Source organism: Bdellovibrio sp. BIS2, assembly GCF_055398295.1.
The window spans coordinates 2112030-2137742 of sequence record NZ_AP035879.1 but is presented as its reverse complement, the minus strand read 5'-3'; the positions used below and the strand labels follow the sequence as shown (position 1 = coordinate 2137742).

Annotated in this window: 28 protein-coding genes; 15 read left to right on the top strand and 13 right to left on the bottom strand. The window is 50.8% G+C overall.

Translation table 11 applies throughout. The features are described 5' to 3' along the window. Positions 1-229 precede the first annotated feature (229 nt). Positions 230-946, bottom strand: coding sequence for a VC0807 family protein (locus ACZ520_RS10330; RefSeq protein ID WP_464125332.1), 717 nt, complete (start codon positions 944-946; stop codon positions 230-232). Between ACZ520_RS10330 and ACZ520_RS10325 the strand changes: the two genes are divergently transcribed. After that, entirely contained in the window at positions 945-2747 is a 1803-nt protein-coding gene (locus ACZ520_RS10325; RefSeq protein WP_464125330.1) for a sensor histidine kinase, read from the top strand. The two genes, ACZ520_RS10330 and ACZ520_RS10325, sit on opposite strands and share 2 nt — an antisense overlap. Here ACZ520_RS10325 and ACZ520_RS10320 read toward each other — a convergent pair. Then, a complete protein-coding gene (locus ACZ520_RS10320; protein WP_464125328.1) occupies positions 2728-3432 on the bottom strand; it encodes a hypothetical protein in 705 nt (234 codons plus the stop codon). The genes ACZ520_RS10325 and ACZ520_RS10320 overlap by 20 nt on opposite strands. Before the next feature lie 300 nt (positions 3433-3732). Between ACZ520_RS10320 and mutM the strand changes: the two genes are divergently transcribed. The 4 genes from mutM to ACZ520_RS10300 all read left to right on the top strand — a co-directional run bounded on the left by mutM (position 3733) and on the right by ACZ520_RS10300 (position 8931). Then, the gene (mutM, locus tag ACZ520_RS10315) at positions 3733-4545 is read left to right on the top strand and encodes a bifunctional DNA-formamidopyrimidine glycosylase/DNA-(apurinic or apyrimidinic site) lyase (protein WP_427720766.1); all 813 of its coding nucleotides are present in this window, start codon (positions 3733-3735) and stop codon (positions 4543-4545) included. A 137-nt stretch (positions 4546-4682) separates the two neighbouring features. Continuing rightward, positions 4683-4898 (top strand): hypothetical protein, encoded by a 216-nt coding sequence (locus ACZ520_RS10310; RefSeq protein ID WP_011164613.1) that lies wholly within the window; start codon positions 4683-4685, stop codon positions 4896-4898. A 258-nt stretch (positions 4899-5156) separates the two neighbouring features. Then, positions 5157-7607, top strand: a complete 2451-nt coding sequence (locus ACZ520_RS10305) for an acyl-CoA dehydrogenase (protein ID WP_088565098.1) — start codon at positions 5157-5159, stop codon at positions 7605-7607. A gap of 106 nt (positions 7608-7713) precedes the next feature. Beyond that, a complete protein-coding gene (locus ACZ520_RS10300) occupies positions 7714-8931 on the top strand; it encodes a voltage-gated chloride channel family protein (RefSeq protein ID WP_464125325.1) in 1218 nt (405 codons plus the stop codon). 97 nt (positions 8932-9028) lie between these two features. On the opposite strand, the gene ACZ520_RS10295 is transcribed toward ACZ520_RS10300, so the two are convergent. Beyond that, entirely contained in the window at positions 9029-9223 is a 195-nt protein-coding gene (locus ACZ520_RS10295) for a hypothetical protein (RefSeq protein ID WP_015091261.1), read from the bottom strand. Positions 9224-9345: 122 nt separating this feature from the next. On the opposite strand from ACZ520_RS10295, the gene ACZ520_RS10290 reads away from it, so the two are divergent. After that, positions 9346-10023, top strand: coding sequence for a response regulator transcription factor (locus ACZ520_RS10290; protein ID WP_464125323.1), 678 nt, complete (start codon positions 9346-9348; stop codon positions 10021-10023). A gap of 55 nt (positions 10024-10078) precedes the next feature. Beyond that, entirely contained in the window at positions 10079-11371 is a 1293-nt protein-coding gene (locus ACZ520_RS10285; protein ID WP_464125321.1) for a sensor histidine kinase, read from the top strand. Here the strand turns inward: ACZ520_RS10285 and ACZ520_RS10280 are convergent. The 3 genes from ACZ520_RS10280 to ACZ520_RS10270 all read right to left on the bottom strand — a co-directional run bounded on the left by ACZ520_RS10280 (position 11368) and on the right by ACZ520_RS10270 (position 14138). Then, a complete protein-coding gene (locus tag ACZ520_RS10280) occupies positions 11368-12534 on the bottom strand; it encodes a cation:proton antiporter (protein WP_464125319.1) in 1167 nt (388 codons plus the stop codon). The genes ACZ520_RS10285 and ACZ520_RS10280 overlap by 4 nt on opposite strands. Next, on the bottom strand, positions 12531-12980 hold the full coding sequence (locus ACZ520_RS10275) for a hypothetical protein (protein WP_416480553.1): 450 nt from the start codon (positions 12978-12980) through the stop codon (positions 12531-12533). Before ACZ520_RS10275 ends, ACZ520_RS10280 begins: the two co-directional genes overlap by 4 nt. A gap of 126 nt (positions 12981-13106) precedes the next feature. After that, on the bottom strand, positions 13107-14138 hold the full coding sequence (locus ACZ520_RS10270) for a hemolysin family protein (RefSeq protein WP_088565102.1): 1032 nt from the start codon (positions 14136-14138) through the stop codon (positions 13107-13109). 208 nt (positions 14139-14346) lie between these two features. Here ACZ520_RS10270 and ACZ520_RS10265 point away from each other — a divergent pair, with 208 nt between their 5' ends. Continuing rightward, a complete protein-coding gene (locus tag ACZ520_RS10265; RefSeq protein WP_088565103.1) occupies positions 14347-14919 on the top strand; it encodes a hypothetical protein in 573 nt (190 codons plus the stop codon). Positions 14920-14983: 64 nt separating this feature from the next. On the opposite strand, the gene ACZ520_RS10260 is transcribed toward ACZ520_RS10265, so the two are convergent. Both ACZ520_RS10260 and ACZ520_RS10255 read right to left on the bottom strand, forming a co-directional pair. After that, entirely contained in the window at positions 14984-15409 is a 426-nt protein-coding gene (locus ACZ520_RS10260; protein WP_011164606.1) for a response regulator, read from the bottom strand. Between the two features lie 128 nt (positions 15410-15537). Continuing rightward, on the bottom strand, positions 15538-17121 hold the full coding sequence (locus ACZ520_RS10255) for an Rnase Y domain-containing protein (protein WP_374030358.1): 1584 nt from the start codon (positions 17119-17121) through the stop codon (positions 15538-15540). A gap of 212 nt (positions 17122-17333) precedes the next feature. On the opposite strand from ACZ520_RS10255, the gene ACZ520_RS10250 reads away from it, so the two are divergent. Both ACZ520_RS10250 and arfB read left to right on the top strand, forming a co-directional pair. After that, positions 17334-17717, top strand: a complete 384-nt coding sequence (locus ACZ520_RS10250; RefSeq protein WP_088566823.1) for an OsmC family protein — start codon at positions 17334-17336, stop codon at positions 17715-17717. Beyond that, on the top strand, positions 17714-18115 hold the full coding sequence (gene arfB, locus ACZ520_RS10245) for an alternative ribosome rescue aminoacyl-tRNA hydrolase ArfB (RefSeq protein WP_088565105.1): 402 nt from the start codon (positions 17714-17716) through the stop codon (positions 18113-18115). The genes ACZ520_RS10250 and arfB overlap by 4 nt, the downstream gene beginning before the upstream one ends. Position 18116: 1 nt before the next feature. Here arfB and ACZ520_RS10240 read toward each other — a convergent pair whose 3' ends face one another. Beyond that, positions 18117-19355 carry an MFS transporter gene (locus ACZ520_RS10240; protein ID WP_464125314.1) on the bottom strand — a complete coding sequence of 413 codons (1239 nt, stop codon included), beginning with the start codon at positions 19353-19355 and terminating at the stop codon, positions 18117-18119. Between the two features lie 50 nt (positions 19356-19405). On the opposite strand from ACZ520_RS10240, the gene ACZ520_RS10235 reads away from it, so the two are divergent. From ACZ520_RS10235 to ACZ520_RS10225, 3 genes are read left to right on the top strand one after another with little or no spacing between them, the layout of a single operon-like run. Further along, the gene (locus ACZ520_RS10235; RefSeq protein WP_232469280.1) at positions 19406-19795 is read left to right on the top strand and encodes a hypothetical protein; all 390 of its coding nucleotides are present in this window, start codon (positions 19406-19408) and stop codon (positions 19793-19795) included. Between the two features lie 6 nt (positions 19796-19801). Next, positions 19802-20617, top strand: coding sequence for a sulfite exporter TauE/SafE family protein (locus ACZ520_RS10230; protein WP_088565108.1), 816 nt, complete (start codon positions 19802-19804; stop codon positions 20615-20617). Continuing rightward, a complete protein-coding gene (locus tag ACZ520_RS10225) occupies positions 20614-21009 on the top strand; it encodes a DUF1634 domain-containing protein (protein WP_088565109.1) in 396 nt (131 codons plus the stop codon). Before ACZ520_RS10230 ends, ACZ520_RS10225 begins: the two co-directional genes overlap by 4 nt. Before the next feature lie 4 nt (positions 21010-21013). On the opposite strand, the gene ACZ520_RS10220 is transcribed toward ACZ520_RS10225, so the two are convergent. Then, on the bottom strand, positions 21014-21226 hold the full coding sequence (locus tag ACZ520_RS10220; protein ID WP_015091248.1) for a hypothetical protein: 213 nt from the start codon (positions 21224-21226) through the stop codon (positions 21014-21016). Between the two features lie 241 nt (positions 21227-21467). On the opposite strand from ACZ520_RS10220, the gene ACZ520_RS10215 reads away from it, so the two are divergent. Continuing rightward, positions 21468-21947, top strand: coding sequence for a DUF4442 domain-containing protein (locus ACZ520_RS10215; RefSeq protein ID WP_232469281.1), 480 nt, complete (start codon positions 21468-21470; stop codon positions 21945-21947). Here ACZ520_RS10215 and ACZ520_RS10210 read toward each other — a convergent pair. Beyond that, on the bottom strand, positions 21933-22931 hold the full coding sequence (locus tag ACZ520_RS10210) for an NAD(P)H-dependent flavin oxidoreductase (RefSeq protein WP_088565111.1): 999 nt from the start codon (positions 22929-22931) through the stop codon (positions 21933-21935). The genes ACZ520_RS10215 and ACZ520_RS10210 overlap by 15 nt on opposite strands. A gap of 62 nt (positions 22932-22993) precedes the next feature. Beyond that, positions 22994-23620 (bottom strand): TetR/AcrR family transcriptional regulator, encoded by a 627-nt coding sequence (locus ACZ520_RS10205; protein ID WP_088565112.1) that lies wholly within the window; start codon positions 23618-23620, stop codon positions 22994-22996. 605 nt (positions 23621-24225) lie between these two features. On the opposite strand from ACZ520_RS10205, the gene ACZ520_RS10200 reads away from it, so the two are divergent. Further along, a complete protein-coding gene (locus ACZ520_RS10200; protein WP_088565113.1) occupies positions 24226-24741 on the top strand; it encodes a response regulator transcription factor in 516 nt (171 codons plus the stop codon). On the opposite strand, the gene ACZ520_RS10195 is transcribed toward ACZ520_RS10200, so the two are convergent. Continuing rightward, positions 24738-25709 carry a universal stress protein gene (locus tag ACZ520_RS10195; protein ID WP_088565114.1) on the bottom strand — a complete coding sequence of 324 codons (972 nt, stop codon included), beginning with the start codon at positions 25707-25709 and terminating at the stop codon, positions 24738-24740. The two genes, ACZ520_RS10200 and ACZ520_RS10195, sit on opposite strands and share 4 nt — an antisense overlap. Positions 25710-25713: the final 4 nt, after the last annotated feature.

Genomic DNA, 25713 nt, shown 5'->3' with positions numbered 1-25713 from the left:
AAGCTGGAACTTGCCCAAACTCTGCGTTGCTGCGTCGGCGGCGTGCTGTTAGCACGCCTTTCTCCTTGCGCCTTGATTTTGGGCAAGTTGCAGCTTTCTTGGTTCCCGGTTTTTTTTTGGGGGGGGGGCGGGCCAAATGCCTTTGGCAGTTGTGCCAAGGGGACGGGGGCCAAAACGGCTTTGCCGTTTTGAGCTTGGGATGCCACAGTGCACTTGGGCATTGTGTGCTTTAGCTTTCTTTTAGGAGTTCTTCGGTGGAGAGGCCGGAGTGTTGTTTGATGCCTCTCATGAGATACCAGAAAATGCCTAGCAGGAAGATCATGGATGGGACCATGATGATGGCCATTGACCAGGTGGTCATTTGGGCAATTTGTTCGTTGAGCACTGTGGACTGAGCGTCTGCGGACAGTGTTGAATCAATATTAATGAAAATCTTTCGAGCCAGGACGAAGTTGCAGATGGCGCTGAAGGCGAACGAGAGCGATAGCCATACGGTGGCGCTCTTCATGTGATCGTGGAATTCTTTTTGTTTTCCTTTTTCTTTCAGGCGCTCTTCTAATAGTTCCACCTTCATCAGTGAAGGGTTCAGGAACAGAGTTTCGATGAATGGTTTTTTGGTGAAAGCGGATCCCAAAACGAACAAACCAACCAGGGCAGGGAAGGCCGCTTCTTTTACGGCGAACCAGAATCCGTGCAGACCCAATAGGGCCAGGCCGCCGGTCAGTAGTACGTTCAAAAGACCCAGGGCTGAAAAGGCGTTGAATTTTTTGCGTTTGATCAAGTCATAGGCACCGTATCCCAACGGGAAGGCCAACGCCAAAACCAGAGCCCAGAAAGGTCCGATAAACTTGGACAGTTTATTCAGGATCAGCACCGGAAGTACGATATTAAAGACGATATTTAAAAGGCCGTTTTCTTTGGGTGGTGCTTGCTGAGTCGTAGACATGAATAGCATCCTTGTCGGCTTCGCGGAAAAAGGCAAGTCGGCGCTGTGCATAAAGATTCGTTGCACTCAAAGCCCGGCCGAGTACAATTTGCCGATGGCAATCATATTGGTCTTCCTATCCACGGCGCTCAGCTTTTTTATCAGTTCTGTCTTCGCCGCTCGTTCTTGGGCGTACCGCAGATCTTACATTCATCGGCTGGTGTTTATTATTGAAGTCGGCTATGCGCTGTGGGCTTTTTCCATCATCAGTGTTTTTGCCATTGATAACATGGCATTTAAGATTTTTATGACCCATGTGCGGATGCTGGGTTTGCCCTTGTTGTTTCCGTCCTGGGCCCTGCTGGGGGCGGGCCTGTTTTTGCCAAGGGTTTCGGCGAAGCTTCGTCAGTACTGGTATGTGGTCTTTGCCTTTCCGGCGCTGGTGATTGTCGGTAATTTGCTGGCGATGGCCGGGCTTCCTGCGGCCTCAAAATGGATGTATTACGACTTTCATTTGATCCCGGGCATGAGTGGGCTTGTGGATTTTACTCGCGGGCCGGGGGTGCTGGCGACCTTTGCTTTTGGAGCCGTGGTAATTGCAGTGGGATTTGCGTTTCTGATCTATGCTGTTTGCACCCTCAAAGGACGTCGTTGGAAATATGCCCTGGTGTTTTTGGCAGCAGCCTTATGGCCTTTTGCTCTTGAGGGGCTGGTTTTAATGAGCTCCGAGGATCTGCCTTTGCGCCAGTTGAAAATTGCGGCCCTGTGGCCATTTATCTGGGGTCTTCACTATGCGGCGAACAAGGGTGATGTTCTGGAAATCACTTCCTTGGCGCAGCAGAAAGTTTTCGAACAGTTGCCGGGCCCTGTGGTTATTTTAAATGCGCGCTCTGAATATTGGGGCGGTAATGCGGCGGCGTTGCAGATATTGGGTCTTAAAGAAAGCTGGCGGGGGCGTCTGGCCGGCGACATTCCGGTTCTGCAAAAAATCATTTCGGGTGGGGATCGTTTTCAAGTTCACGGGCACAGTTATCAGGTTCGTCGTCATTACTTGGAAGGCGATGATAAGGAAAATCCGGCTCAGGTGTATTTGCTCAATGACGTTACTGAGCTTGAGGAAAGCAACAAGGCTCTGAAGGACCTGAATGAAGAGATCCTGAAAATGCACACGTTCAACAAGCGCGTGCAGACAGTGCTTGCTCATGATCTGACAGGGGCTCTGGCGGGAACTCAATTGTTGCTGGGTGGGGTTTCCCGTCAAGACGGTGTGTTGACTCCGGATTCGCTGGTTCGCGTGCGGGAAGCGCACAAGGCCTCTTTGGAGTTGTTGAGAAATATTCTGGCCTGGAGCCATGAAGGGGAAAGCCGGGGCGGTGTTGATCTGAAGACGCGTGTTAATGCGGCCGTGGGGCATCTGGCTCCTCAGATTCTGCAAAAAAATGTCTCGGTGAAAGTGGATCTGCCGAAAGAGGAAGTTCAGTTGTGGGGCTCCGTCCGTGTTGTGGAAACGATTTTAAGAAATCTGCTTTCGAATGCGGTGAAGTTCAGTCCTGAGGGTGGAACTATTCAAGTGACCGGCTTGATTATGGGAAATCAGGTTGAGCTGACCATTCAGGATCAGGGGCCGGGTGTGTCGGCGGAAATCATGGCGTCGTTGTCGGATTCAGGTGCGGTGATGTCGTCGCAGGATGACGGCTTCGGAGTGGGACTTAAATTCACCAAGGACTTTGTGAATCAGATGGGCGGAGTGTTGATCTTTGACCCGAATGTCGCGCAGGGCACCCGGGTGTCGGTTCGCTTTCCTATCGGGTTTCCAGTTTAATATGCACGGGCTGTTTTGATGATTCCGTGATGGATTCAAACAGTCGGTCATTCACATAAAAATGAAACTGATGCGTCTTGCGGGAGACGTCATCAAAGGTGCCGAATCTGTAGTTTGCATTTGCAGTGCGGGAAGGGTGAAAGAAGTGGGCAAAGTACTGCTCGTTGCCGTCGTCACCGGCGCCGTCATTTCCTTCTCGCAGAAAATACATCGTGGCAAAGGGATACTTTGTATCGGCATGAATCAGCGGGCGATGGTTTTTCAGAAGATAGTCCCTCTGATCCTTCCATTCATCGTAAAAATAGGTGGCCTGTATCGGCACATGGATGGTCAGTGGTGCCTGGGACAATTCAAAGTGCATGCGAATGGCGTCACGCATGGAAAGAGCATGACATCCTGGCAGTGTGTCGGTGCTGCCAAAGAATCCTCCGACAATGGTCACTTCGCTGGCGGCCAGAGGAATGTTGTGTTCGCCGCCGTCAGAGAATATTTCAAAATCAGGCGAGCGATCTTCAGTGTACCACTGACGATAGCCTTCGGCGCTTTGGTCGCTGACCAGATAAATCACCGGGCGGCCCAGGGCTTTGAACTCTTTTACGATCTGATCAATTCCGGCTGCGGCCGATCGGGTGATGTCGAAGAATTCCGAGGCATGGGTCACAATCAAGACATGCTGATTTTTCACCTGCGACAGATGATCCCGGCTGAACCGCGGTTTTAGGGCGGATTCCGAAGATGGGTGTCTGTGAGCCGTGTGCTGGCAGCCTGCAAGGGTGATAATTAAAGTTAGAAATAGGATCGCATGTCTCATGTTGGACTCTTCGGCAGATGGCGAGGAAGCAAGATGGGATTAAAGGCGGGGTCAGGGTAATAGTGCTCCGCTGGATATGGATCATTTAAATAAGTTAAGTAAAATTAGGTATTTGCCGGATTCGCCCGCAGTAGCTGAAAAAGTGTGATAAATTGGGCTCACACGAGGTGAGTGATGCCTGAACTTCCAGAGGTCGAAGTCGTCCGCCGGGGACTTGAGACTATATTAAAAGACCAGCCGATTTTGGAAAAAGTCGAACTGATGCGCAAAGATCTGCGCGAGCCCATTCCTGCTAAAAAAATAAGCACTTTAGTTGGCCAGCCGCTGACTTCTATTGAGCGTCGCGCCAAGTATCTGCTGCTTTGGACGCCCAAAGGGGCGATGCTTTCCCACTTGGGAATGACCGGAACCTGGCGGGTGGCGGTGCCGGGGGATGAGCGGCTGCATGACCATATATATCTGCATTTTTCTGGAAACCTGCGTCTGGCTTACCGCGATCCGCGCCGTTTTGGCTGTTTTGACTTTGTTCAAGACCCGTTAAAACACCCTAAGTTAGCGGATTTGGGGCCGGAACCGCTAGAGGCGGAATTCAATGGACCGCTGCTGTGGGAAAAACTGCGCGGCAAGGATGTGGCTTTGAAAGTTGCGCTGATGGATCAGAAGGTTGTTGTGGGGGTGGGGAATATCTACGCCAGTGAAGCGTTGTTTGCCGCCGGAATAAAACCCACGCTGCCAGCAAGAAAGCTGTCTTTGGAAAGAGCTTCGCTTTTGGTTGGCGAGATTAAAAAAATTTTATCTCAGTCAATTAAAGCGGGTGGATCTTCGATCAGCGACTTTGCCCAGGCCTCTGGGGAAAGTGGTTATTTTCAGACGAGCTTTCGGGTTTACGGTCGGGACAAAGAGCCTTGTGTGACTTGCGGGCAACAGGTGAAGTCGAAAGTTCTGGGCGGGCGAAACACCTTCTGGTGTTCGCGTTGCCAAAAATAATTTTGCAAAATTTCGTTTGCTAAGCGGGCCAATTTTTGTGTAACTTAGGCCTTAGTCGAGTTTTAAAACAAACGCGGGCCCACTGTTGGCAATAAAGTCAACAAGGTCAGCTTAAATAAATAACGAAGGGATCATCAATGAAAGCAATCGTAGTAGCAGCTTTGCTTGCACTATCTTTCACAACTGGCTTCACTTGCTCTAAAAACCAACCAGAGACAGCTCCTGCTGAAACTGCTCCTGCTGCAGAAGCAACTGCTACTGAAGCAGCTCCTGCTGAAGGCACTCCAGCAGCTACAGAGACTGCACCTGCTGCAGCTCCAACTGAAGCAGCTCCTGCTGGCGAAACTAAGTAATTAGCCTTTAGGCTTAGTACTTAAGTTACGACAAAAGCCCTCGCAAGAGGGCTTTTGCTTTTTTCCCGTCTGATGTTTTCTTTGAAATTTGTGATTCTCCATCTTCCGGGATCACCCAAGAAGATTAGTTCTGCTCCCAAAGGTTAAATCAATTTCTCCTCATATTCCGTGTATATATAGATAACGGGCCAGATGCGCTTGCACATGCTCACATTATTGAGTCTAATTATTGGTGTATTTCAATAAAGGAGATTCATCGTGGATTCTATCAGCTCATTCTATGGAATGTTTTTGGAGAACTACACGGGCCTGTGGGTATTGGGCTCTGTGGTGCTTCTGTTGTTTGTGGGCTTTTTCTCAAGCCCTCTGATTGTGTGGGCGATTGCCCTGGCCGCAATTCTTGTCGGCTTTGGAGCGCCAACCTGGCTGCTGGCAGTGTACGCTGTCATCGCCATCATCTTCCTGATCACGCCGCTGCGTGCAGCACTGGTAACATCCGGTTTGCTGGCGTTCATGAAGAAGATGCAGTTCCTTCCGAAAATCTCCGACACGGAAAAAGCGGCGTTGGACGCCGGTGCCGTGTGGGTTGAAAAAGATCTTTTCTCCGGCAACCCGAACTTCGGCAATCTTCTGAAAGAAGACTATCCGCAATTGACGGCGGAAGAGCAGGCCTTCATGGACGGCCCGGTGAACAACCTGTGTAAGGTTTTGGATCACTGGAAAATCCACAAAGACAAAGACATCCCTAAAGAAGCCTGGGACATCATCAAGAAAGAAAAATTCTTAGGCATGATCATCCCGAAAGAGTACGGCGGTCTTGGATTCTCTGCGCTGGCGCACTCTGAAGTGATCATGAAAATCTCTTCCCGTTCTTTGTCTACGGCAATCACGGTGATGGTTCCAAACTCTTTGGGTCCTGCAGAGCTTCTGGCTCACTACGGAACTGATGCACAGAAAAACCGCTATCTTCCACGCCTGGCGACGGGTGAAGAAATCCCTTGCTTCGGTTTGACAGAGCCAACAGCGGGTTCTGATGCGGGTTCTATCACTTCTACCGGTGTTCTTTTCAAAGGTCCGGATGGCAAACTGCAAATTAAATTGAACTGGAACAAACGCTGGATCACTCTGGCTGCGATCTCCACCACGATTGGTCTAGCGTTCCGTTTGCGTGACCCTGAAAATCTTTTGGGTAAAGGCGAAGACGTGGGTATCACGTGTGCGTTGATCCCTTCCAGCACTCCGGGTGTTGTTTTGGGTCGTCGTCATGATCCACTGGGTATTCCGTTCTACAACTGTCCGACTCAAGGTAAAGACGTTATCGTTAACGCAGAAGATGCCATCATCGGTGGTGTTGCCAATGCCGGTAAGGGCTGGCTGATGTTGATGGAGTGTCTGGCTGCAGGTCGTGGTATCTCCTTGCCAGCTCAGGCAACCGGTGGCGCGAAACTGGCGGCTCGTGTTGTGTCTGCGCACTCTTTGGTTCGTCGTCAGTTCGGTATGTCCATCGGTCGCTTCGAGGGTGTTGAAGAACCTTTGGCGCGTATCGGGGCGGCAGCTTACCAGCTTGAAGCCATGAGACGTTACTGCCTTGGTGCCATCGACAAAGGTATCAAGCCGGGCGTTATCACAGCGATGCAAAAGTACTATGCAACTGAAATGGGCCGTCATGTGATCAACGACTCCATGGATATCATGGGTGGTGCGGGTATCTCTATGGGTCCTCGCAACGTGCTGGCGGAAATCTATATTGCGACTCCAATCGGTATCACGGTTGAAGGTGCAAACATCCTGACTCGTACTTTGATGATCTTCGGTCAGGGGGCTCTTCGTGCCCATCCATTTGCTTACGCGGAAGTTAAAACTGCGGAAGCAGGTGATTTGAAAGGCTTCGACAGAGCATTCTGGGGTCACATCGGTCACGTTGTGCGCAACACTTGCCGCGCGATTCTGCTTTCTTGTTCCCGTGGTTTCCTGGCGTCCACTCCGGATGTGCACCCGCAAATGAAAGTTTACGTTCGTCGTTTGACTTGGACTTCTGCAACGTTCGCGTTGTTGTCTGACGTGGCGATGGGTGTTTTGGGTGGTCAGTTGAAAGCAAAACAAAAAATCACCGGTCGTTTCGCGGATATTCTGGCGAATATGTACATGGCAACAGCAATTCTTCGTCGTTTCGAGTACGAAGGTCGTCGTGAAGAAGACCTGGCGTTTGCTCACTACAACCTGAAACGTTGCATGGCGAACATCCAGACCGGTTTTGATGGCATCTTCGACAACCTGAAAATCCCGGGTCTGCGTTGGTTCTTCAAAGGCTGGATCGGTGCTTGGTCCCGCATCAACTCCATCGGTTCCCAGGCTTCTGACGGCTGGTCTCACGCGATCGCGGCTTCCATGCTGAAAGAAGGCGGCATCCGTGAGCGTCTGTCTGATGGTATCTATCTGCCAACAGATAAAAACGAAGCTATCGGTCGTCTGGAGCACGCATTCTCTGTGACGAACAAAGCTGAAGCGGCCGAGAAAAAAGTGAAAAAAGCCATCCGTGAAGGTGTTCTGCCTAAAAAGAAAGTTCACTTGCTGCTGGATGAAGCCCTTCAGAAGAATGTGATCACTCAGGACGAACTGAAGCTGATCCAGGAATCCGATGCGGTTCGCTACGACGCGATCCTGGTGGATGATTTCTCCCAGGAAGAATACATGTCCCGTCATTCTTAAGACGGAACTGATTCCGAAACTTAAAACCCCCGTGTGAACCACGGGGGTTTTTCTTTTTCAAGGGCTTGACCACTTGGGGATGCAGGACTAGCGTCTGATTCCAGGGATGAATTTTCAGATCAGAAGAATACTATTAAGTGCTGCCGTGGGAGTGATGGCCGGAATGGCCGCCGCAGTGTTCTTAATTGCGTTGAACGCGGCGACCCTGTTGCGGGAGTCATATCCCTGGCTGATATGGCTTTTACCCGCGGCTGGAGCGGTGATCGGTTATGCCTACTACAAGTATGGACAAGGCACCGACAAGGGCACAGGGTTGATCCTGGAACAAATCCATGACCCATCCAATATCATTCCATTTCGTATGGCGCCGATGGTGCTTTTGGGAACTGTGCTGACTCATCTTTTCGGCGGATCGGCGGGGCGGGAAGGCACGGCCGTGCAGATGGGGGCTAGCCTTGCTGATCAGCTCAACCGTTTTTTTAAGATGTCCCCTGAAGATCGTAAGGCGCTTTTGATTGCGGGGGCCGGGGCGGGTTTTAGTGCGGCTATTGGCGCACCTTTGGCCGGAGCTTTGTTCGGTCTGGAAGTCATTCAGGTGGGCAGACTTCGCTTGTTCGCCTTGGCAGAATGTCTGGTGGCTTCGTTTGTGGCCTATTACGTTTGCCGTCTGCTGGGGGCTCCGCATTCTGTGTTCGGCCCGGTCGGGGATGTTTCTTTCAGCGCGCTTGGTTTTGTCGCTGTTGTTGGTGCGGGTTTGATCTTCGGGCTTGCTGCGAATATTTTCATGCGCTTCACACATTGGATCGAGCGTTGTCAGAAAAGATATATCAGGCATCCGGCATTCAGACCCGTTGTGGGAGGCGTGTTGCTGGTGATTCTTTATCAGCTTGAAGGCAGTTTCCGTTTCGTGGGGCTGGGAATTCCCGTCATTCAGGATTATTTCTCGCAAAGTGCTGCCTTTCTGGATCCGGTTTATAAAACCCTTTTCACAGGTTTGACCGTCGGATCAGGGTTTAAAGGGGGAGAGTTTATTCCTCTGGTCTTTATCGGCTCGGGCCTGGGAAGTGCGCTTTCTGTGGTTTTGCCGGTGTCCGTTTCCCTGTTGGCGGCACTGGGTTTCGCCGCCGTCTTTGGTGCTGCGGCCAACACTCCGTTGGCTTGTGCGGTGATGGCTTGTGAGATTTTCGGATGGCATATCGCCCCTTATGCATTCTTAGCCTGTCTGGTGGCGTATTTCGTGTCAGGCCATCTGGGGATTTACAAGAATCAAAAAGTCGTGCGCAGCAAGCGCGATCAACTGTTGTGGGTGTTTCGGCGCAAGTAAGCCGCAAACAAAAAAAAGCCTGAAGACTTTGGGTCTTCAGGCTTAGAAGAATGTATGAAGGGAAATTCAACACGCTTCTAGTCGAGCTTAAATCAAATTATGTCGTCGCGGAGGCTTTCGCTTTTTCTTTCACGCACTTGCGGATTTCTTTTTTGCTGGCTTTTGGGTTTTCAGATTTGCAAGCCTGGCTGTAAGCTTTCAGTTCTTTCTTAGAGGCTTTTGCAGCGTAGCCAGGTTGAGTGACAGCAAATGTCAGAGCTAGAGCGAAAAATGCAATCCATTGGGTTTTCATCGGGACTCCTTTTTGTTTAAGCCTAGCAAATGGCAAAGAACCAACAATGGCTGAAAATAAAAAATCTTTTAACATGGAAAATAACTTACAGAGTCGAGTCCGGATTGGGCTATAGTGACGCCATGAACATCCTGTTGCTGGAAGACGACGAAGAGATCTGCAAGCGTCTTGTAATCACATTTGAGTCTCAAGGCTGGGCGGTGAAAGCCGTGCAGTCCATTTCAGAGCTTGCCGCACTTTTAAAAGCAAAATCCTTTTATCCGCAAGTGGTGGTGCAAGACCGCATGATTGCGGGCACCGATTCGGCTCAGTATGTCGAGCGCATCAAGACGTCCTTTATTGATACAAAGATTCTGGTCCTGTCCGCCATCGATACCAGTAATGAAAAAGCCCGTTTGTTGGACCTGGGGGCTGATGATTATGTGGCAAAGCCGTATTCAACCTCAGAACTGGTGGCCCGAGTCAAGGCTCTGGGGCGCAGATCCACGCTGGTGGCGTCTAGTCAGTTGATCACCGTGGGAAATCTAACTGTCGACATGGGACTTCGCCGGGCGGAAGTGGCTGGCGAAGTGGTGAACTTGTCGCAAAAGGAATTTCAACTTTTGTCCTTGTTTGCGCATCATCCGGGCAAGGTTTTTCCGAAAGAGGTCCTGCTTGAAAAAGTCTGGGACAATAAGGGCGATGTGGAATCCAAAGTGGTTGAAGCCACGGTGAACAATCTGCGCCGAAAGCTTGAATCCGGGAAATGTTCCTGCGGAATAAAAAACGTGCGCAATGTGGGGTACTGGCTTGAGGCTTAAGTTTTTTCTTCTATCACTTCTGACTCTGGTTTTCACAAGTCTTTGCATCACTTTTTTGCTGGCCTATTTTTATCAAAGCGAGCGTCTGGCTTTTATCGACGATCAGGTTCGGGAAACGGCCACGGCCATTGTTGATTCAGAATTGTCAGATCTGAAAACCTATGACTACCAGATTGCCAATGCCCTGATTTCTGAAGAACTCGGGCCGGACCGCGTGGGTAAGTTCTTTATCGTGCGAAACTCCAAGGACGAGATTTTGTTTCAGACTGACAACGTCAGTCTGCTGGATGTCGCCATTCCGCGCAGTCCCCAGTGGGTGACGATCGAACAAGACGGCAGACTTTTGCGAGTTCTGAATCTAAGTCTGCCCAAATTTCCCAACCGCACTTTGCAGGTCGGAGCGATCACGGACTCTAATTTCATCTTCTGGTCCACGCTGACGCAAAGATCCGTGGTGTTGATTTCGTTGATCGTGGGAATTGTTCTGGTCATGACCTGGTTCCTGTCAGCCCAGTTGTTTTCACCTGTGCGGGATCTGGAAGGCTTCCTGCATGAAGCCAGTGCCATGCTTGAAAGTAAAAAGGATATTCCCGAAATCCCGCATCGCCTGTTGTCTCCGCAGATAAAATATCTGCGCCGCCGGGACGAATTCAAATCTCTGGTGGAGGGTATTTCCCAACTGGTGGGGCGGGTGAATATGAATAACAAATTCACCAAATCTTGGACCTTTCAGATGGTCCATGAAATCAAAACCCCATTGACCCTTTTAAACCGCGAGCTGGAACGCCTGCAGGAAAAATACCATTGGGAAGCCAGCGAAAATCACGAAGTGCAGAGGCAGTTGAACCGGGTTTCCCGTACCATCACCAATTTCCTGGACTGGGCGGATCTGGCTAACGCCGAAAAGCCCCAGAATCTGCACGTTTTAAAGACTCAAGTCGTGGTGCGCGAAGTATGCAGTTCGATTCAGCGTGCGTATCCGGATCGTCTGAATCTGGATCTTCACGCGGATTTTCAGGTGATGTGTAATCCACTGCATTTGGAACAGGTGATTGAAAACCTGACGGTGAATGCTCTTCGCTATACAAACGGTCCTGTGAAAGTGATCTTAAAACAGAACCAATTCATCGTTCAGGATCAGGGGGACGGAGTTCCGGCGGAAGTGATCGAGCGTTTGGGGACTCCGTTTAACCGCGGACCACACCGCTCCGGGCAGGAAAAAGGCAGTGGCCTGGGGCTGGCGTGGGTGTTCTCGGTGGCGACGCTTTATGGGTGGAAGTTCACTCTGATCAATGATCAGGGCACTCGGGCCAGGATTGAATTCCCGGCCTTGGATGAGGCTGATTAGCTGGTGATCAGCTTTTTCACCACATAGATAAAGCCTCCTGTCAGAATAAGATTCAGCGCCAGCGATAAAAATGCCACCGCAAGATAAGGTCCTTGTATTCCATAGGACAAGGATAGTGCGAGCACGCCTGCCCCGACTTCTCCGCGCGGAAACAAAGCGATAGAAACTGCCAGGCGTTCTTTGAAGCGGGCCTCTTTTTTGTAACAGAAGAGTGTAAACATTTTGCCGAGATTGGCGACAACAGTAACGGCCAGTACATGCAAGGCAAGTGTGGAGATGTTCATGTTGAGCACAATGGCCGGATTTGCCCCGGTGGCGGCGGGCATGGTAAGCCCGACAAGCAGCATGAAGGCGGCTGAAACGGCCACGCCCACTTTTTCTTCAGCCTTTAAACCTGGTGGATTTTCACCGGGCACGATGACTTCGCGGGGGTGTTTTCTGGAAAGTGCGCAGCCCAAAAGAAAAGCCGGCAATAGGACTTCGATGTGCATGCCGACTCTGGTTTGTTCGTCCCGGGTCAGAATGTAGGCGGTTTCGCTCAAAGCGGTGATACCCAGCGAGTACAGGAAGATCCAAGGCCACGAATACGGCCAGCGCAGTCGGCGATACAATTTCCAGCCCAGTAATAAAAGAGCTGCCATTGTAAAGACTGCCGCCCCCATTTGCCATGCCCAGCCCACGATCAGGATTTTCAGGGGGATCATAAACAGCACCGTGTCCAGATCATCAAAGATGGCCAAAATACGGGTTTTGCGAAAGGTCCATGTTGCCGACAGCCCGGCAGCGGCCAGCATGGAAAACAGCACACCGGCAGAGGTGGGGGCGGCAAAGCGTGCCGCCAGCAGTGCTTCGATCCAGGGCGGAGTGTTTGAATGGTTTTGTTCAGGCATCAGAAAAGCCAGAAAATAGAGAGTACAAAAGATCCAGGGGAATGCGGCGGCGGTGGCGGCCACTCCATAGTCCACCAAATACTGGTGCTTGTTTTTCAGATCAATTTCAAATTCCCGTCCGACTTGAATCATGATGAATGCCAGCAGTGTCATGGTCATCACTTGCAGGACTTCTTTGTAGTGGGGTGATGTCTGACCAAGAATGACAGGGATAAGCTGCGACAGGACAAGCCCCAGTACCAGAATGGCGGTCAGCAGGGCTGCGCGCTTCATCGCAGGGGACTTTCTTGATTCGGTTTTAAATTGAACTCAGGCACGTTAAAGACGGGCTTCAATTCACTGCAGGAAAGAAATCTTAGATTGTTGTAGTCATGCACATAAAAAACAACAGCATTCAAACCGTTGAGATGCAACTGCTGAAGGGTCTGCCGATGAAAGGTCCGCACAGACTGGGCAGTTCCTTCGCGGTTGGTGATTACGGATCCTGCAACAGGTTGTCGGGTGCGATGATGTTCCGGGGTCTGTTGCTGACAGTTGTTCACCAGACGAAAAGAGTACATTGTAAACGGCGGGGCATTCAGGGAAATGCGCAGTTGAACTCCCTTGTTGCTGTCAATCAATGTGACGCTTCCATAGCCTGCAATAGGAGCTGCAACCTCGCTGGCTCCAGCAGAGGAAATCGAAAGAAGTGAAAGCAGCGCCAAAGATAAAAGAGTCATGCCGTGCCCCTTTCACCTGAATTTTATCGGAAAATTCAGCAACTGTATGGAAAGTGGCATTTTACAGGCATGTCAGGTCCAGAAAGAAAAAAGCCCAAGGGAAACTTGGGCTTTTGTATATGTCCTTTAGATGGGACGGCGGCGGGACTTGGAGGCCAGGATCTTTTTCATCAGACCATCGTCATCTTCATCAAAGACATCGCCGATGATTTCTTCAAAGATATCTTCCATGGTCACAAGACCCATCGGGTTTTGTTGTTCATAGATGATGGCCATATGCGATTTTTGCTCCTGCATTTTCAGCAGAATTCTGAAAAGCGGCTCGAAGGCCTTAAAGCGCAGGATCGGGCGGATCACACTTTGCCATTCCGCTTCGCCATAGCGGCGCGCAGTCAGGAATTCTTTGGTGTTGATCAGGCCAATGACCTCTTCGCCGTCCAGTACCGGCAGGCGGGTGTGGCGGGAATTCATGATGATGGTTTCAACGTCCTCGACAGAGTCCGTCTTTCTGACAAAGATGACGTCCTTCCACGGGAGCATGATTTCACGGGCCATCTTTTTGTCAGCGCTGACCAGATTCACAACGTATTGTTTGGTCTGCTGTGGCAGATCCTCAAATTCAATGTGCGTTTCTTTAGGGGCGCCGTGGAAGTTCCCGAAAGTGAAAAGCTTCAAAACCACGTTCGTGGACCACTCCAGAATGGTCACGGCCGGGGACAGCAGTTTTTCTCCCACATACAGACCTTGCGCCGTGAAAAGCGCAATGGCCAGAGGATTTCGCAAAGCCAGAGTCTTGGGAACGAGCTCGCCAATAACGACGCTTAAGTAAGAGATCGGCAGAACCACCATACCGATGGCCACGGCCTCGGCGGTTTGTTCGGACATCGCAAATGTGCTCATCAGCCACGGACTTAAAGCTTCTTCGGCCCCGGCACCACCGACGGCCGCCGCGATCGCACCCACCAGGGTGATACCGATCTGGATGACGGACAGGGTTCGCTCCGGATTTTCTTTTAACTTCAACAGGCGGCGGGCATTTTTGTGAGTCGGTGCCAGGCGTTTTAATTGCTGCCGGTTGACCGTGACAAAGGCCATCTCGGAACCGGAAAGAAGCATGTTTACGAAAAGACAGGCGGCGACAACGATGAACTCAGTCATGTGCGCTCCTGCGGGAAAGGGACGAGTATTTCGGGTAAGGGTCAGGATCCATAGGGTTCCGATAGTACAACGGGCGGGCCCTTCCCGCAAAGGGGCACTGCGTTTTCGGCTGGGGAGTTTGTGGTGGCGATGCGTCATAAAACTTCGTGGACAATGTAGTTGCTTTTGGTGGCGCGACCCGGCAAAAAAGGGGCCTCGAGGGGGCTCTATGAAAGTTGTATCGTTGATTCTTGGTCTTTTGCTGTCTGTTTCCACGGCGTCTGCAGACTGGGCTCAGGATTTTTCTGAACTAAAAGACATTCCACGCAGCTATGAAGATTCCGGCGCCATCTGTGAAGAAGTCGCGCGTCTGGAAATGCAGCGCACGTACCCGGCGCCACAATATAAAGTGGAAGTGGGCATTGCGTACGGCGATGGCTCCCGCATCATTGGTGAATTGGATGTGGTGATCTTTGATAACAATCTGAACAAGGTCTTGAAAATCGCTGAAGTCAAATGCTGGAAAGACGTTCGCGGCGGTTTGCAAAAAGCCCAGGAACAAAGAGCTCGCTTCTTGAAGTACAACCGTTCCGGAAAACCATTGTTCTTCCGTTCGACCTCTTCGAATCAGACGTTCGATAAAGAGCAGTTTGCCTTCGTGAAAGAGTTCTTCTCTATCGCACAGAAAGGTTCTGCGTCCCAGGGGTTTGAGGTGGAGCTTGAATACACTTTGAAAGAGATGCATCAGCATCGTTATGAAATGATCCGTTGTCAGAATCAAGGGCAGTGCGCGAAGCCGTAAGGTGATAGTTCAGGGGCCACGGACATCATGCCCGCGGCCCCGTTGCATACGTTCCTAAGTTGCCTTAGATAGAACGCAAAATAAAATTAAATGATCTCATCATGGAACTGAACGCCTGGCGCTTGTTGATAAAGCCCATATAGGTGAAGTTTCTGACCAGTGGCAGATCCAGTTCTTCTTCGCTGTGGCCGGTGTAAATCACAACCGGAATCGGGCGACGGATCTTATGAACCTTCCTTTCAGTCAAAAGTCGATCCATCAAAAGTAAAGTGTCACGGCCGCCCATTTGTGGCATTTGCCAGTCTAAAATCACCAAATCAAAATGTCTGTTCGCAAGAAGTGGGATGGAATCTTGACCGTCGAAAGCCATCGTGACATCGCATTTGTAGTGATCAAGGATGTGTGACATGAGTTTCACAGAATCCAAGCTATCGTCGATCACCAGAACGCGAGGTGTGCGTTGTTTTTCGAGATTAGTTTCTAAGACCATGAATATTCTCCCTGTGTGTCGCTACTTCAGTAATTGAAACCGAAGTAGATCGGAGAATCTTCTAAAAGAACTAGCATGAAGGGATTTTAATAGAAGGTCTGTCTAAAGACAGAAAGAACTCACATTGCTTATGCGAGTTCTTTCCTTGTTTGCTCGGTGACAACTGTTTCGCGCACCACAACCACTTTAATTGATCCTGGATAGTTGCACTCTTCTTCGATGCGTGCCGCAATTTTGCGCGAAAGATCCATGGCTTGAGTGTCATCCACCTTTTTGCCATTCACCATCACGCGGCATTCGCGGCCACCACTCAATACGAAGCAGTCCGTAACCCCAGGGAAGCTGCGGGCGATATCCTGCAGTTCAGAAACTTTCTGATTGTAAGATTCGATTGTCGAACGACGCGCACCTGGGCGAGCCCCGGAAACCGCATCGGCCGCGATCACCAGGAACGCATGATCGGTGCTGGGTTGTTCGTCAAAGTGGTGGGCTTTCACGGCATGAACAACGTCAGGTGCTTCACCGCGAGCCGCGATAAAGTCAGCGCCGATCACGGCGTGACCGCCCTCGACAGTGTGGTCCATGGATTTACCGATGTCGTGAAGCATACCCACGCGGCGCGCTTTCTTGATGTCAATACCCAGTTCGGCCGCCATCAGGCCCGCCAACCAGCCCACTTCACCGCAGTGGAAATACTGATTCTGAGTGAAGGAATAACGATAGCGCAAAGAACCCATCATCTGACGGATCTCGGCGTTCAAACCTTCCAGTTTCAACTCTTTGGCCAAAGAATCGCCATCGTGTTTGATGTTTTTGAAAAGTTCCTTTTTCTGGTTTTCAGCAATTTTTCTGATGAAATCAGGATTGATGTTTTTCTTTTCTTTGAAGATGCGCTCCAAAGTACGGCGGGTCAGTTCGCGGCGAACAGGGTCAAAGCCGGCAACGCCGACCATTTCCATGCCTTCTTCCACGATGATGTCGCAACCGCAGGCATCCTGCACGGCCTTGATGTTGTTGCCCGCTGGATCACAGAACAGCTTGCGGATGTGGGCATCCGGGAAGTTCACGGCCCCAATACCGCGCTCGGCGCAGTAAGGACGGGCAAAACGGTCAATCACCAGGCTCAAAATGCGCTTGGCTTCGGATTCGGCGTGTTCTTTGGTGTCAGCTTCGGTTTCCTGGATCATGCGCGCGGCACGACGGCGGGATTCCTCTTCCATCTGGTTTTTCAACTGGGTCTTGAACTCTTCTGCGGAAGTTCCCAGGCGCTCTGTCAGCTTCTGAACCAGTTCCTGGTTCAGGGCTTTTTGCGCTTCCTTGAGTTTTCCAAGTTCAGCTTCCTGACCACGCAGGGCCTGTTCCTGAACCTTGACGTCCGCTTCGCGATCCTGAAGTTTCTTTTTTTCTTCCTGAACGATGGCGTCGGCTTTGGCTTTTTTCTCGTTGGCGACTTCCTGCAGATCCTCGATGCGTCCTTCGGACTTCAGCATCTCGGGTTCCACTTTGGTCCACAATTCCATTTCGATTTCCTGGATGCGTTCTTTTTCCTCCAGGTTGCGAAGTTCGATGACTTCATTGGCTTCGTCCAAAATATCCTGGGCCTCTTCGCGAGCCAGACGCAAAGTGCGTGCTCTGAAGAATTTGTGCAAGGCCCAGCCCAAACCACCACCGGCGACAATTCCAATTATGGCTGTAGCAATCATTGCAATCATAAGGGTACTCCTAACCCCGTTATTGTACCTCCCAAAGGAAGGTCATTGCAAACCTTTGCCGCGCCAATGGGGGCCTTTACTTCTGGCGTTATGGACGGTAGGCTACCTCTCAAAGCGCGTTGCAGGAGGTTTTAATGGGTCATATGGCGTGTCAAACGAAGTGGGTTGGAGGAATCGGGTTCGAATCACAGATTCGTGACCACAAGGTTGCTATGGACTCACGCAGCGACGGAGGCAAGGACCAAGGACCATCTCCAAAAGAGCTGCTTTTGGCCAGCATCTGCGGGTGCACCGGAATGGACGTGGTTTCCATTCTGCAAAAAATGAGAGTCGGGCTTCAGTCCTGCAACGTGGACGCAGATACCGACACCACGGCGGGCTATCCGTCCATTTTTGACCGCGTGAAACTGAAATTTCTCGTAAAAGGCGACATGAAAAACGAGCAGTTGATGAAGGCCGTGACGCTGTCCATGACCAAGTACTGCGGTGTCAGTGCCATGGTCGTGAAGGCTTCCCCTATTGATTACGAAGTGTTTCTGAACGATGTAAAGATTGGCGAGGGACAGGCCGATTTTGAAAGCGCAGCCAAGGCATGATCGAAATTCAGATTCCTTTTGCCGAACTTGACTTCACCTATGCCCGGTCTCGCGGACCCGGCGGGCAGAACGTCAATCGCACCAACTCGGCGGCGATCCTGCGTTGGAATCTGATGAGCTCCCAGGTGATCAGTGAAGAATTAAAACTGCGCCTGCAGGCCAAGCTGGCAGCGCAGTTGACCGAAGACGGGGATATTCTGATTCGCAGTGATGTGCATCGCGATCAGGATCAGAACCGTTCTGAGTGTATTGCGCGTCTGCATGCACTTTTAAGAAAAGCACTCTTTGTTCCCAAAAAACGGGTGGCCACCAAACCTTCTCGCAGTTCTGTGCGCAAGCGTCTGGATACCAAGCGCAAGCACTCTGAAACCAAAACCCTGCGCCAAAAAGTGAAATGATCTAAACGGCTGGTTCTGCGACGTGCTCCACTGGAGCCGGACCGCCACCTTCGGCCGCTTCAATACGACGGGACAGGAAGATCGCCACAAAGGTGAAGCCGATGGCGATGTAGCCCACCGTCGGGTAGTGCTCCAGCCGTCCGTTCGCTCCGGTGGTGACGATCAGTCCGCCGATATAGCTTGAAACTGCCGATGACAACTGCTGAACGCAACTGACGATACTCATGAAGCTCCCGCGGTTTTGCGGGCGGGCTGTACCAGAAACCAATGCTGTTGCGGGAATCATGCGCCCGCCGGAAACCACAAAGAAGAAGGCGCAAATCGCCAGCACCACCCACAGCGGACTTGGTCCCAGATGGGTGATCACCCAGTAAGGGATCAGCGTCACCAGGGCACCCCACAGGAAAACTTTGTGTTTGCCATAGCGATCCGCCAGGCGACCGATAAACGGGGAACTGAAGATCGTAAAAGCCCCGCCGATCATGTACATCAGTGGCAGTTGGGATTCGCTTAAGCCGGCGTTCGCAACCAGTGAAGGGGACAGGAAAGGGATGATGGCAAAATGGCCGAACATCACCGAAGACATGAAATACAGTCCACGGCGCTGGTTTTTGTTGCTCGCGATGCGCGTGATGGTGTTCCACATCGGCTCTTTATTCGTGCCGCCTTCAAGGTGCTTGCTCATGGCGGGCACTTTGAACCAGATCACCACACAAAGTGCCAGGGACGTGCAGCCCAGGAAGATGAACGGGGCGTGCCAGTTGAACTGGTTTGCCAGGTACAGACTGAACGGAACCCCCAGGATGGAAGCCATGGAAAACGAAGTCATGATCACGCCCATGGCGCTGCCTCGGCGCTCGTAGGAAATCGCATCACTGACGATGGAAAGAACCAAAGATCCCAGCACACCGCCAAAGACGCCGGTCAGGCCGCGGGCCAAAAGCAGCATTTCATAATTGGGCGCCAGACCGCAGGCCACTGTTCCCACGGAAAAGCCGATAAAGAAAAACAGCAGGCATGCTTTGCGATCGAACTTGTCCAGGAAAAAAGAGGCGGCAAAGCCGCTCAGTCCCGCAAAGAAGGTGTACGATGACACGAGGAGTCCGAACTGGTGTGGATTGATCGCAAACATGCGCATCAACTGCGGTCCCAGCGGCATCATGATCATGAAGTCCACGATGGAGCTGAACTGAATGGAAGCCAGGATCGCGAGAAGGAGTTTTTCTTGTTTGGAAAACACGGGGGGTCCTTTTTGTTGACGTGTTTAAAACTTACCGATAAGCCATGGATATGGCAACAATTTGGAAGTTTACAAAGTTTGTTATTGGTTTGGTTGTACTTGGTTTGATTCTGTGGGCGGTGCTGGCGAACTACAGCGTGATTTTCTCTAAAACTGTGATTGGTGAAATCACCAGTGTTGAGCGTGTGGAGCTTCCTGTGGCGCTTGTCACACGCGCTGAAGGTAACATCACTTCTCAGGTGTTCTCTTTCGCTATTGGTATTAAGGACACTAAAACAAACGAAATCTTCACGGCGTCTTCTGAAGACCGTCAGTGGGCGGTGGCGCAGCCGGGTCAGTGCGCTGAGGCTGTTTTCCTGCCTTATCCGCCTTGGCAGTTCACAAAGAAAGACACTTATTTCGGAGCTCGTCTGGTAAAACTGTACGAGTGCGCAAAGTAAGGCACGATGTTTGAGTTACTGCTGCTGATCACTTCCATGGCCGCCGGATTCCTCGGGGCCCTTTTGGGGCTTGGTGGCGGAATTATTGTGGTGCCGGTTCTGACGCTTGTGTACCACGTTGATATTCGCTATGCGATTGCCGCCAGTCTTATTTCGATTGTGGCGACGTCTTCGGGCGCTGCTGCCAGTTATCTGAAAGATTCTTTGACCAATTTGCGACTGGCCGTGTTTCTGGAAGTGGGAACGGTCAGCGGTGCCATTGTTGGTTTTTTGATTTCATCCTTTATCAAAGCACAATTCCTGTTCCTTTTGTTTGGCACCTTTTTGCTGTTTTCGGCGCTGATGATGCTGCGAAAACGCGGCGAACACATTGCGACAGTCAATCACCCTTGGGCGGAAAAACTGAAGCTGGATGGTATCTATCCTGAAAGCGACAACCGACTGGTTGAATACAAAGTCCAGAATGTTCCACTGGGATTGTTTGCCATGTTCGGTGCGGGTGTGATGTCGGCTCTTTTGGGTATCGGCAGTGGCATTTTCAAAGTTCTGGCCATGGATGGGGCGATGAAGCTTCCGATCAAAGTTTCCAGTGCGACGTCCAATTTTATGATTGGCGTGACGGCCTCTGCCAGCGCCGGGGCGTATCTTTTGCGCGGGGACATCCGTCCTGAAATCGCGGCGCCCGTGGCAGTGGGAATTATCGTGGGATCCTTTGTGGGGGCCAAGGCCATGGTGAAAATCCCGGCCGTGCGCATTCGTCAGATCTTCGTGGTGGTTCTAAGCATCGTTTCCATTCAGATGATCATCAAGGGGTTGAAATGACGCCAACGCCGCAAACAAAACCTGACAAAGATTCTTTGCATGACCTGGAGCTGACAATCAGTCAGATCCTTCGTGGCGGCGTACTGTTTGCCGGAATCTTTCTGCTGACGGGCTGGGTGTGGATGTGGTTGCGTGACGGCGACAATTTGCAGTCTTTCACTGTTTATGAACCTCGTCCCTTTGTTGAGAATATTCAGTGGGCGCTGGTGATGAATGACCGGGCTTTGTTGATTGCTCAGTTCGGGCTGGTGGTGTTGGTCTGTCTGCCTTTGGTGCGAGTCCTGATGACTGCGATTTTGTTCCTGAAGCAAAAGGACAAGGGCCTGGCGGTGATGGCGCTGACGGTGTTTGTGGCTTTGGTCGGCAGTTTCCTTTTGGGGATTGATTTGTAAAGTTTTAAAGCAAGTTCTTCGCCAGATACCATGGCAGAATGATGTACAAAGTAATGTCCCGAATCAGATAGTACGCGAAAAAGACCGCAAAGAATTTCCATCCATAACGGCGGATCACGCCTTTTAATCCGCTTTCGCGGAATATCTGCTTCGCTTCACGAAACACCCGCGGCGTCCAGCGATCCAGAAATTTTGTCTTGGGTGGAGCTTGTTCCATATCTAAAAAAGAACCCCTTGCTGTATCTATCCTCTCCTTTAAAGGCGAATAGTCAAGGGGTCAATAAACGGGGCAGGAGTCCGTGAGAAGGAGGGAATGAGAACATGAATGAGGGGAAAATTCACGGAGCTCCTGTCTGATTTCATTACACTCCTGATGGTGCGTTTTGTCAAAAGGTCGAGGCGCCAGTGAAAAACGCTGGTCCATCTCTGGGCGGGAGTCCTACTATCAAGATATGAATATGAAAAATCTCAAATACACTCTGTTCGTTCACCTTTATGGTCTTTTCAAAATTCCTTTGGTTCTGTTTGTCAGTCCACGTGTGGTGGAGGCGGGAAAAAAGCGCTTTGTGATCAAGATCCCGCTGGGGTACCGCACGAAGAATCACCTGAACTCGATGTACTTTGGCGCCCTGGGGATTGGCGCTGAGCTTTCGATCGCCGCGGCGGCGGTGTTTGCCATTGCCGAAAGCAAGCAGAAGATTGATTTTGTCTTTAAGGATTTCAAGGGCGACTATCTAAAGCGCGGTGACGGCGATGTTCATTTTATCTGTGACGAAGTTGAAATGGTGAATTCTTTGATCGAAGAATCCAAAACCAATCCGCATCGTATCGAAAGAAAAATGAAAGGTTACGCGATTGTTCCTTCCGTCAGCGAGACTGAGCCCATCATGACTTATGAGCTCACTCTGTCGGTCCGAAACAGATCACTCAAGGCCTAACTGGGAAAGGCTTTTTACGCTCTCATCGTATTCGTTGATGAGCTTGGCGTAGATCTCTTTCACGGTCAGAATTTCCTCCACCAGACCGACGGATTGGCCTGCAGTCCAGACGGTTTTCCAAGTGGGTTTGGTGGCAGCCGCTTCCAGGGATTTCATTCCCATCAGGTGAATCAAAGGCACCATGTATTTCTTCGTCAGTTTGTAGTCTTTCAGGATTTTCATCGCCCAAGGCAAATCAGTTCCCATTTTCTGTACATAAGGAGTGTTGATCACTGCTGCGGGTGTGCCTGACACCCGCGTGGTCATCACGATGTCTTCCGGGGTGGATTTGACGATGGCATCTTTGTAGGACTGATCCACCTGTGCTTCGCGACTGGCGATAAAGCGGGTTCCCACGCTGACTCCGGAGGCGCCCAGCGCCAGGCATGCGGATATCATCGAGCCGTGAGCAATACCTCCGGCGGCAATGATCGGAATCTGCAGGCGGGTCTTAAGCCACGGAATCAAAACCAACGGAGAAATCGGGCCGGCATGGCCGCCAGCGCCTGCGCCCACGGCAATCACGCCGTCCGCACCCATGTCCTGAACCTTCAGGGCGTGCTCAAGATTCGTCACATCACAGAAAACCTTCGCGCCGTTTTTGTGGGCGTCCTGAATTACAGATTTGGGACTTCCCAAAGAGGTAATGAACATGTCCACGCCGTGATCCAAAGCGACTTTGATGTCTTCGTTTTGGCGGGTATTGCTTTTGTTCACAATGACGTTCACGCCAATGGGTTTCTTGGTGCGGCTTTTGATGTTCTTAAGGGCTTCGGCGTATTGTTCAATCGGACGATAATTCAGGGCAGGGAAGGTACCGATTCCGCCGGCCTCGCTGGCTTCAACGACAATGTCCGTGTTGCTTACCAGAAACATCGGGGCGGCGATGATGGGATAATTAATGCCCATGGTGTCGGTGAAACTGGTTTTGATCTTTTTGAGCATAAAAAAAAGCCTCCCTGCTTTCATAAAGAATACGGGGAGGCTTGGAGGACGCAAGTAATTTCTTAAGGCTTCAGGTATCTGCTGAACAGAGTGAAGACTTCTTTTTTGATCGCTTCTTCGCGCTCGACAGTTTGCGGTCCCAACAATCCCAGTTGCAGGATGTTGTTAAAGCAACTGACCACGAAAAGGGCCATCATGTCGCGGTCACGACCCTGGTAAGCCGGCATGTGTGCCAGAACCGCTTTTTGATAGTGTTCAAAGAACACGCGGCGTGTTTCCCAGTAATCCAGCATACCCTGAACGCCTTGCAGGGCCGTTCTTAGTGGGCGGTTGTCGTGGAAGCGCGTAAATCCAATGTCGATGAAGGCATGGATCTTGGCATCCAGGTCCGGCGTTTGAAGATGAGCCAGTTTCTCTTCAATATATGCCAGATCTTTCTGCAGAAGATCGTCGATCACCGCAGCCACAATGGCTTCTTTGTTGGCAAAGAACTGATACAGAGACCCGATGCTGACGCCCGCCATTTCGGCGATCTTGTCAGTAGTGATAGCGTGGTAGGGCTCTTGAACCAGAAGGCGTGCGCAGGATTCTACAATGCTAGCCACCGTCTCTTTGGAACGTTTCTGGACGGGGATTTTCAGCATGTACTTCTTTTCAGGACTTGTGTGAGTTTGTGGAGCTGCACCCATAATTTCCTCCTTTTTGAGGTTATAAACTTGGCTCAGGTTCATATTCGGCCAAGAGGGTTTATAATTCAATACTAGTTCCCTAAGTATCATTTAGCGGTACCGACGTCCTCCCTAGAGGTACATCTTTACCGGTTCTTAACATAAAATTAAAACTATCGTCTTATTCTGATCCTATACCCCTAAACATTAGAAGTATTGCTCTATCGTAATCAAAAAGCAGTAGAAATGAGAGCTTTTAATTATGTTTATGTTGAAATACGTGTTTTCTGCGAGATGTTTTTAAATATTCCTTCTAACTTTGTGAATGAAATTTTTGAGCTCTGCTGCGGAAACTCACCGAAAAGTTCATTTGAAAGCAGGATTGGGGATCCAATACGTTGCTTTTATTCCTGCCGTTCATCGCTGCGCGCAATGCCCCTGGGAGCGATCGACCTCACATTTTAAACCACCATTAGTAAGGCTGCTAAGTATACGAAGTTACGAGTCTTAATTAGTTTTGCAAAGCATCTGGATTGCGAGAGGTCTTTAATTATTTTGGGTCCTATGATGGGCATCATGTTTTGCAGAGCTGCTTTCGGCGACTATGAAATGGATGGAGGTGGTGTGTGGATGGCCAGAATGATTTAAAGCACTTTGCAAATCTGGGAACCAAGCTGGGTTTGTGCGTGAAGGATCAGGACAAACGAGTTCTTTATCAGAATGGAAACAGCATCCGCACTTGTGGCAATATGCTGGGGCAGCAGTGCTCCAAGACATGCATGACTCTGTACAAGAAGATCGAAGAGTGTTCGGCCATCTCTGAAGGCATGAAACTTTTCAAAGCCACTGAAATTGAAGGTCACAAAGTGGATGCGCTGATCGTGAATGACGGCGACAAGATCACCACCATGCTTTATCCACTGGATGAAAGCGAAGAAAAGTTCCAGAAACAGGAAGCCTACTTCCGCGAAAAAGGTCTGACCAAAAGTGAAATCCGTATCATGCAGATGGTTCTTCAGGGTATGACCAACGCCAACATCGCCGAGAAGCTTTTCATCTCCAAGGCGACGTTGAAAACTCATTTGAATAATATTTATAAGAAACTTCCGGAATCCATGCGCCCATCCCAGGTGCGCAACTAAGGGGACGGCTCGACAAAGCGGTCCTCTTTCTTGTCATAGAAGTGGCGGGTCAGCACGTACACCGGGCAATGGGCCTTGCGAACGACGTTGCGGGTGTAACTTCCCAATAAAGCCGCGCTCATCGGGCCGCTTTGAGCTTCCATCACCACAAGATCTGCTTCGGTGCTGTCAATGGCCTCCATCACCAGTTCATCCACGCCACGGAAAGAATTATCAATAATGAATTGCGCTTCGACGCCTTCTTTGTGGGCCCAATCGACCCAGTGCTGAGCGCGGTGGGATTGTTCTTCGATGGTGTGCTCGATGATTTGATCCAGCGTCAGCATCTGCCCTTTGAAATTATAAATTCGCGGACGGGTGTCCAGATCAAAAAGGCTTTCAATCGGGCGGGCAATCGCGTGCAACAGGGTCACACTGGATTTCAGGTTTTTCGCCAATTCCAAAACGTGACGGAAGTTGTCCTTGGAATGCTCCCCAAATTCGGTCGGGAACAGGATGTTCTTAGGTGAGCGGGTTTTGGTGGTGTGGGCTCCCACCACGCAGACAGGGACTTCGCTTTGCAAAAGCAGGCTTTCGGCGAAGCTTCCCAGAATAAAACGCTGGAATCCCTCGCGTCCATGGCTGCCGACAACGATCAGGTCGGTTCCGGTGCGCAGGGCATAATGGGACAGGGTTTCTGCAGCCCCAGCGTGCGACTGTGAGGCGTGCGGGATGACCTTGGGGGCGAGCAAGAAGGGAAGATTATAATCCGCCAGAACCTCTTTAAAGAGCGATTCGGCGGTCTTGGAATGATCCGTGACCCAGGCTGGGACTTCATAGGTCGGCAGCACGATTTCGTTTTCACGCAGAAGGTACAGGGGCTCTATTTCTGCGAGCAAAGTGTGATGCAGGCTGGTCAGATAGTCCGCCATACGCTGGTTGAGTTCTTTGTTGTCTTCAAATGCATCTAAAGCCCAGATGATTCTCATAGAA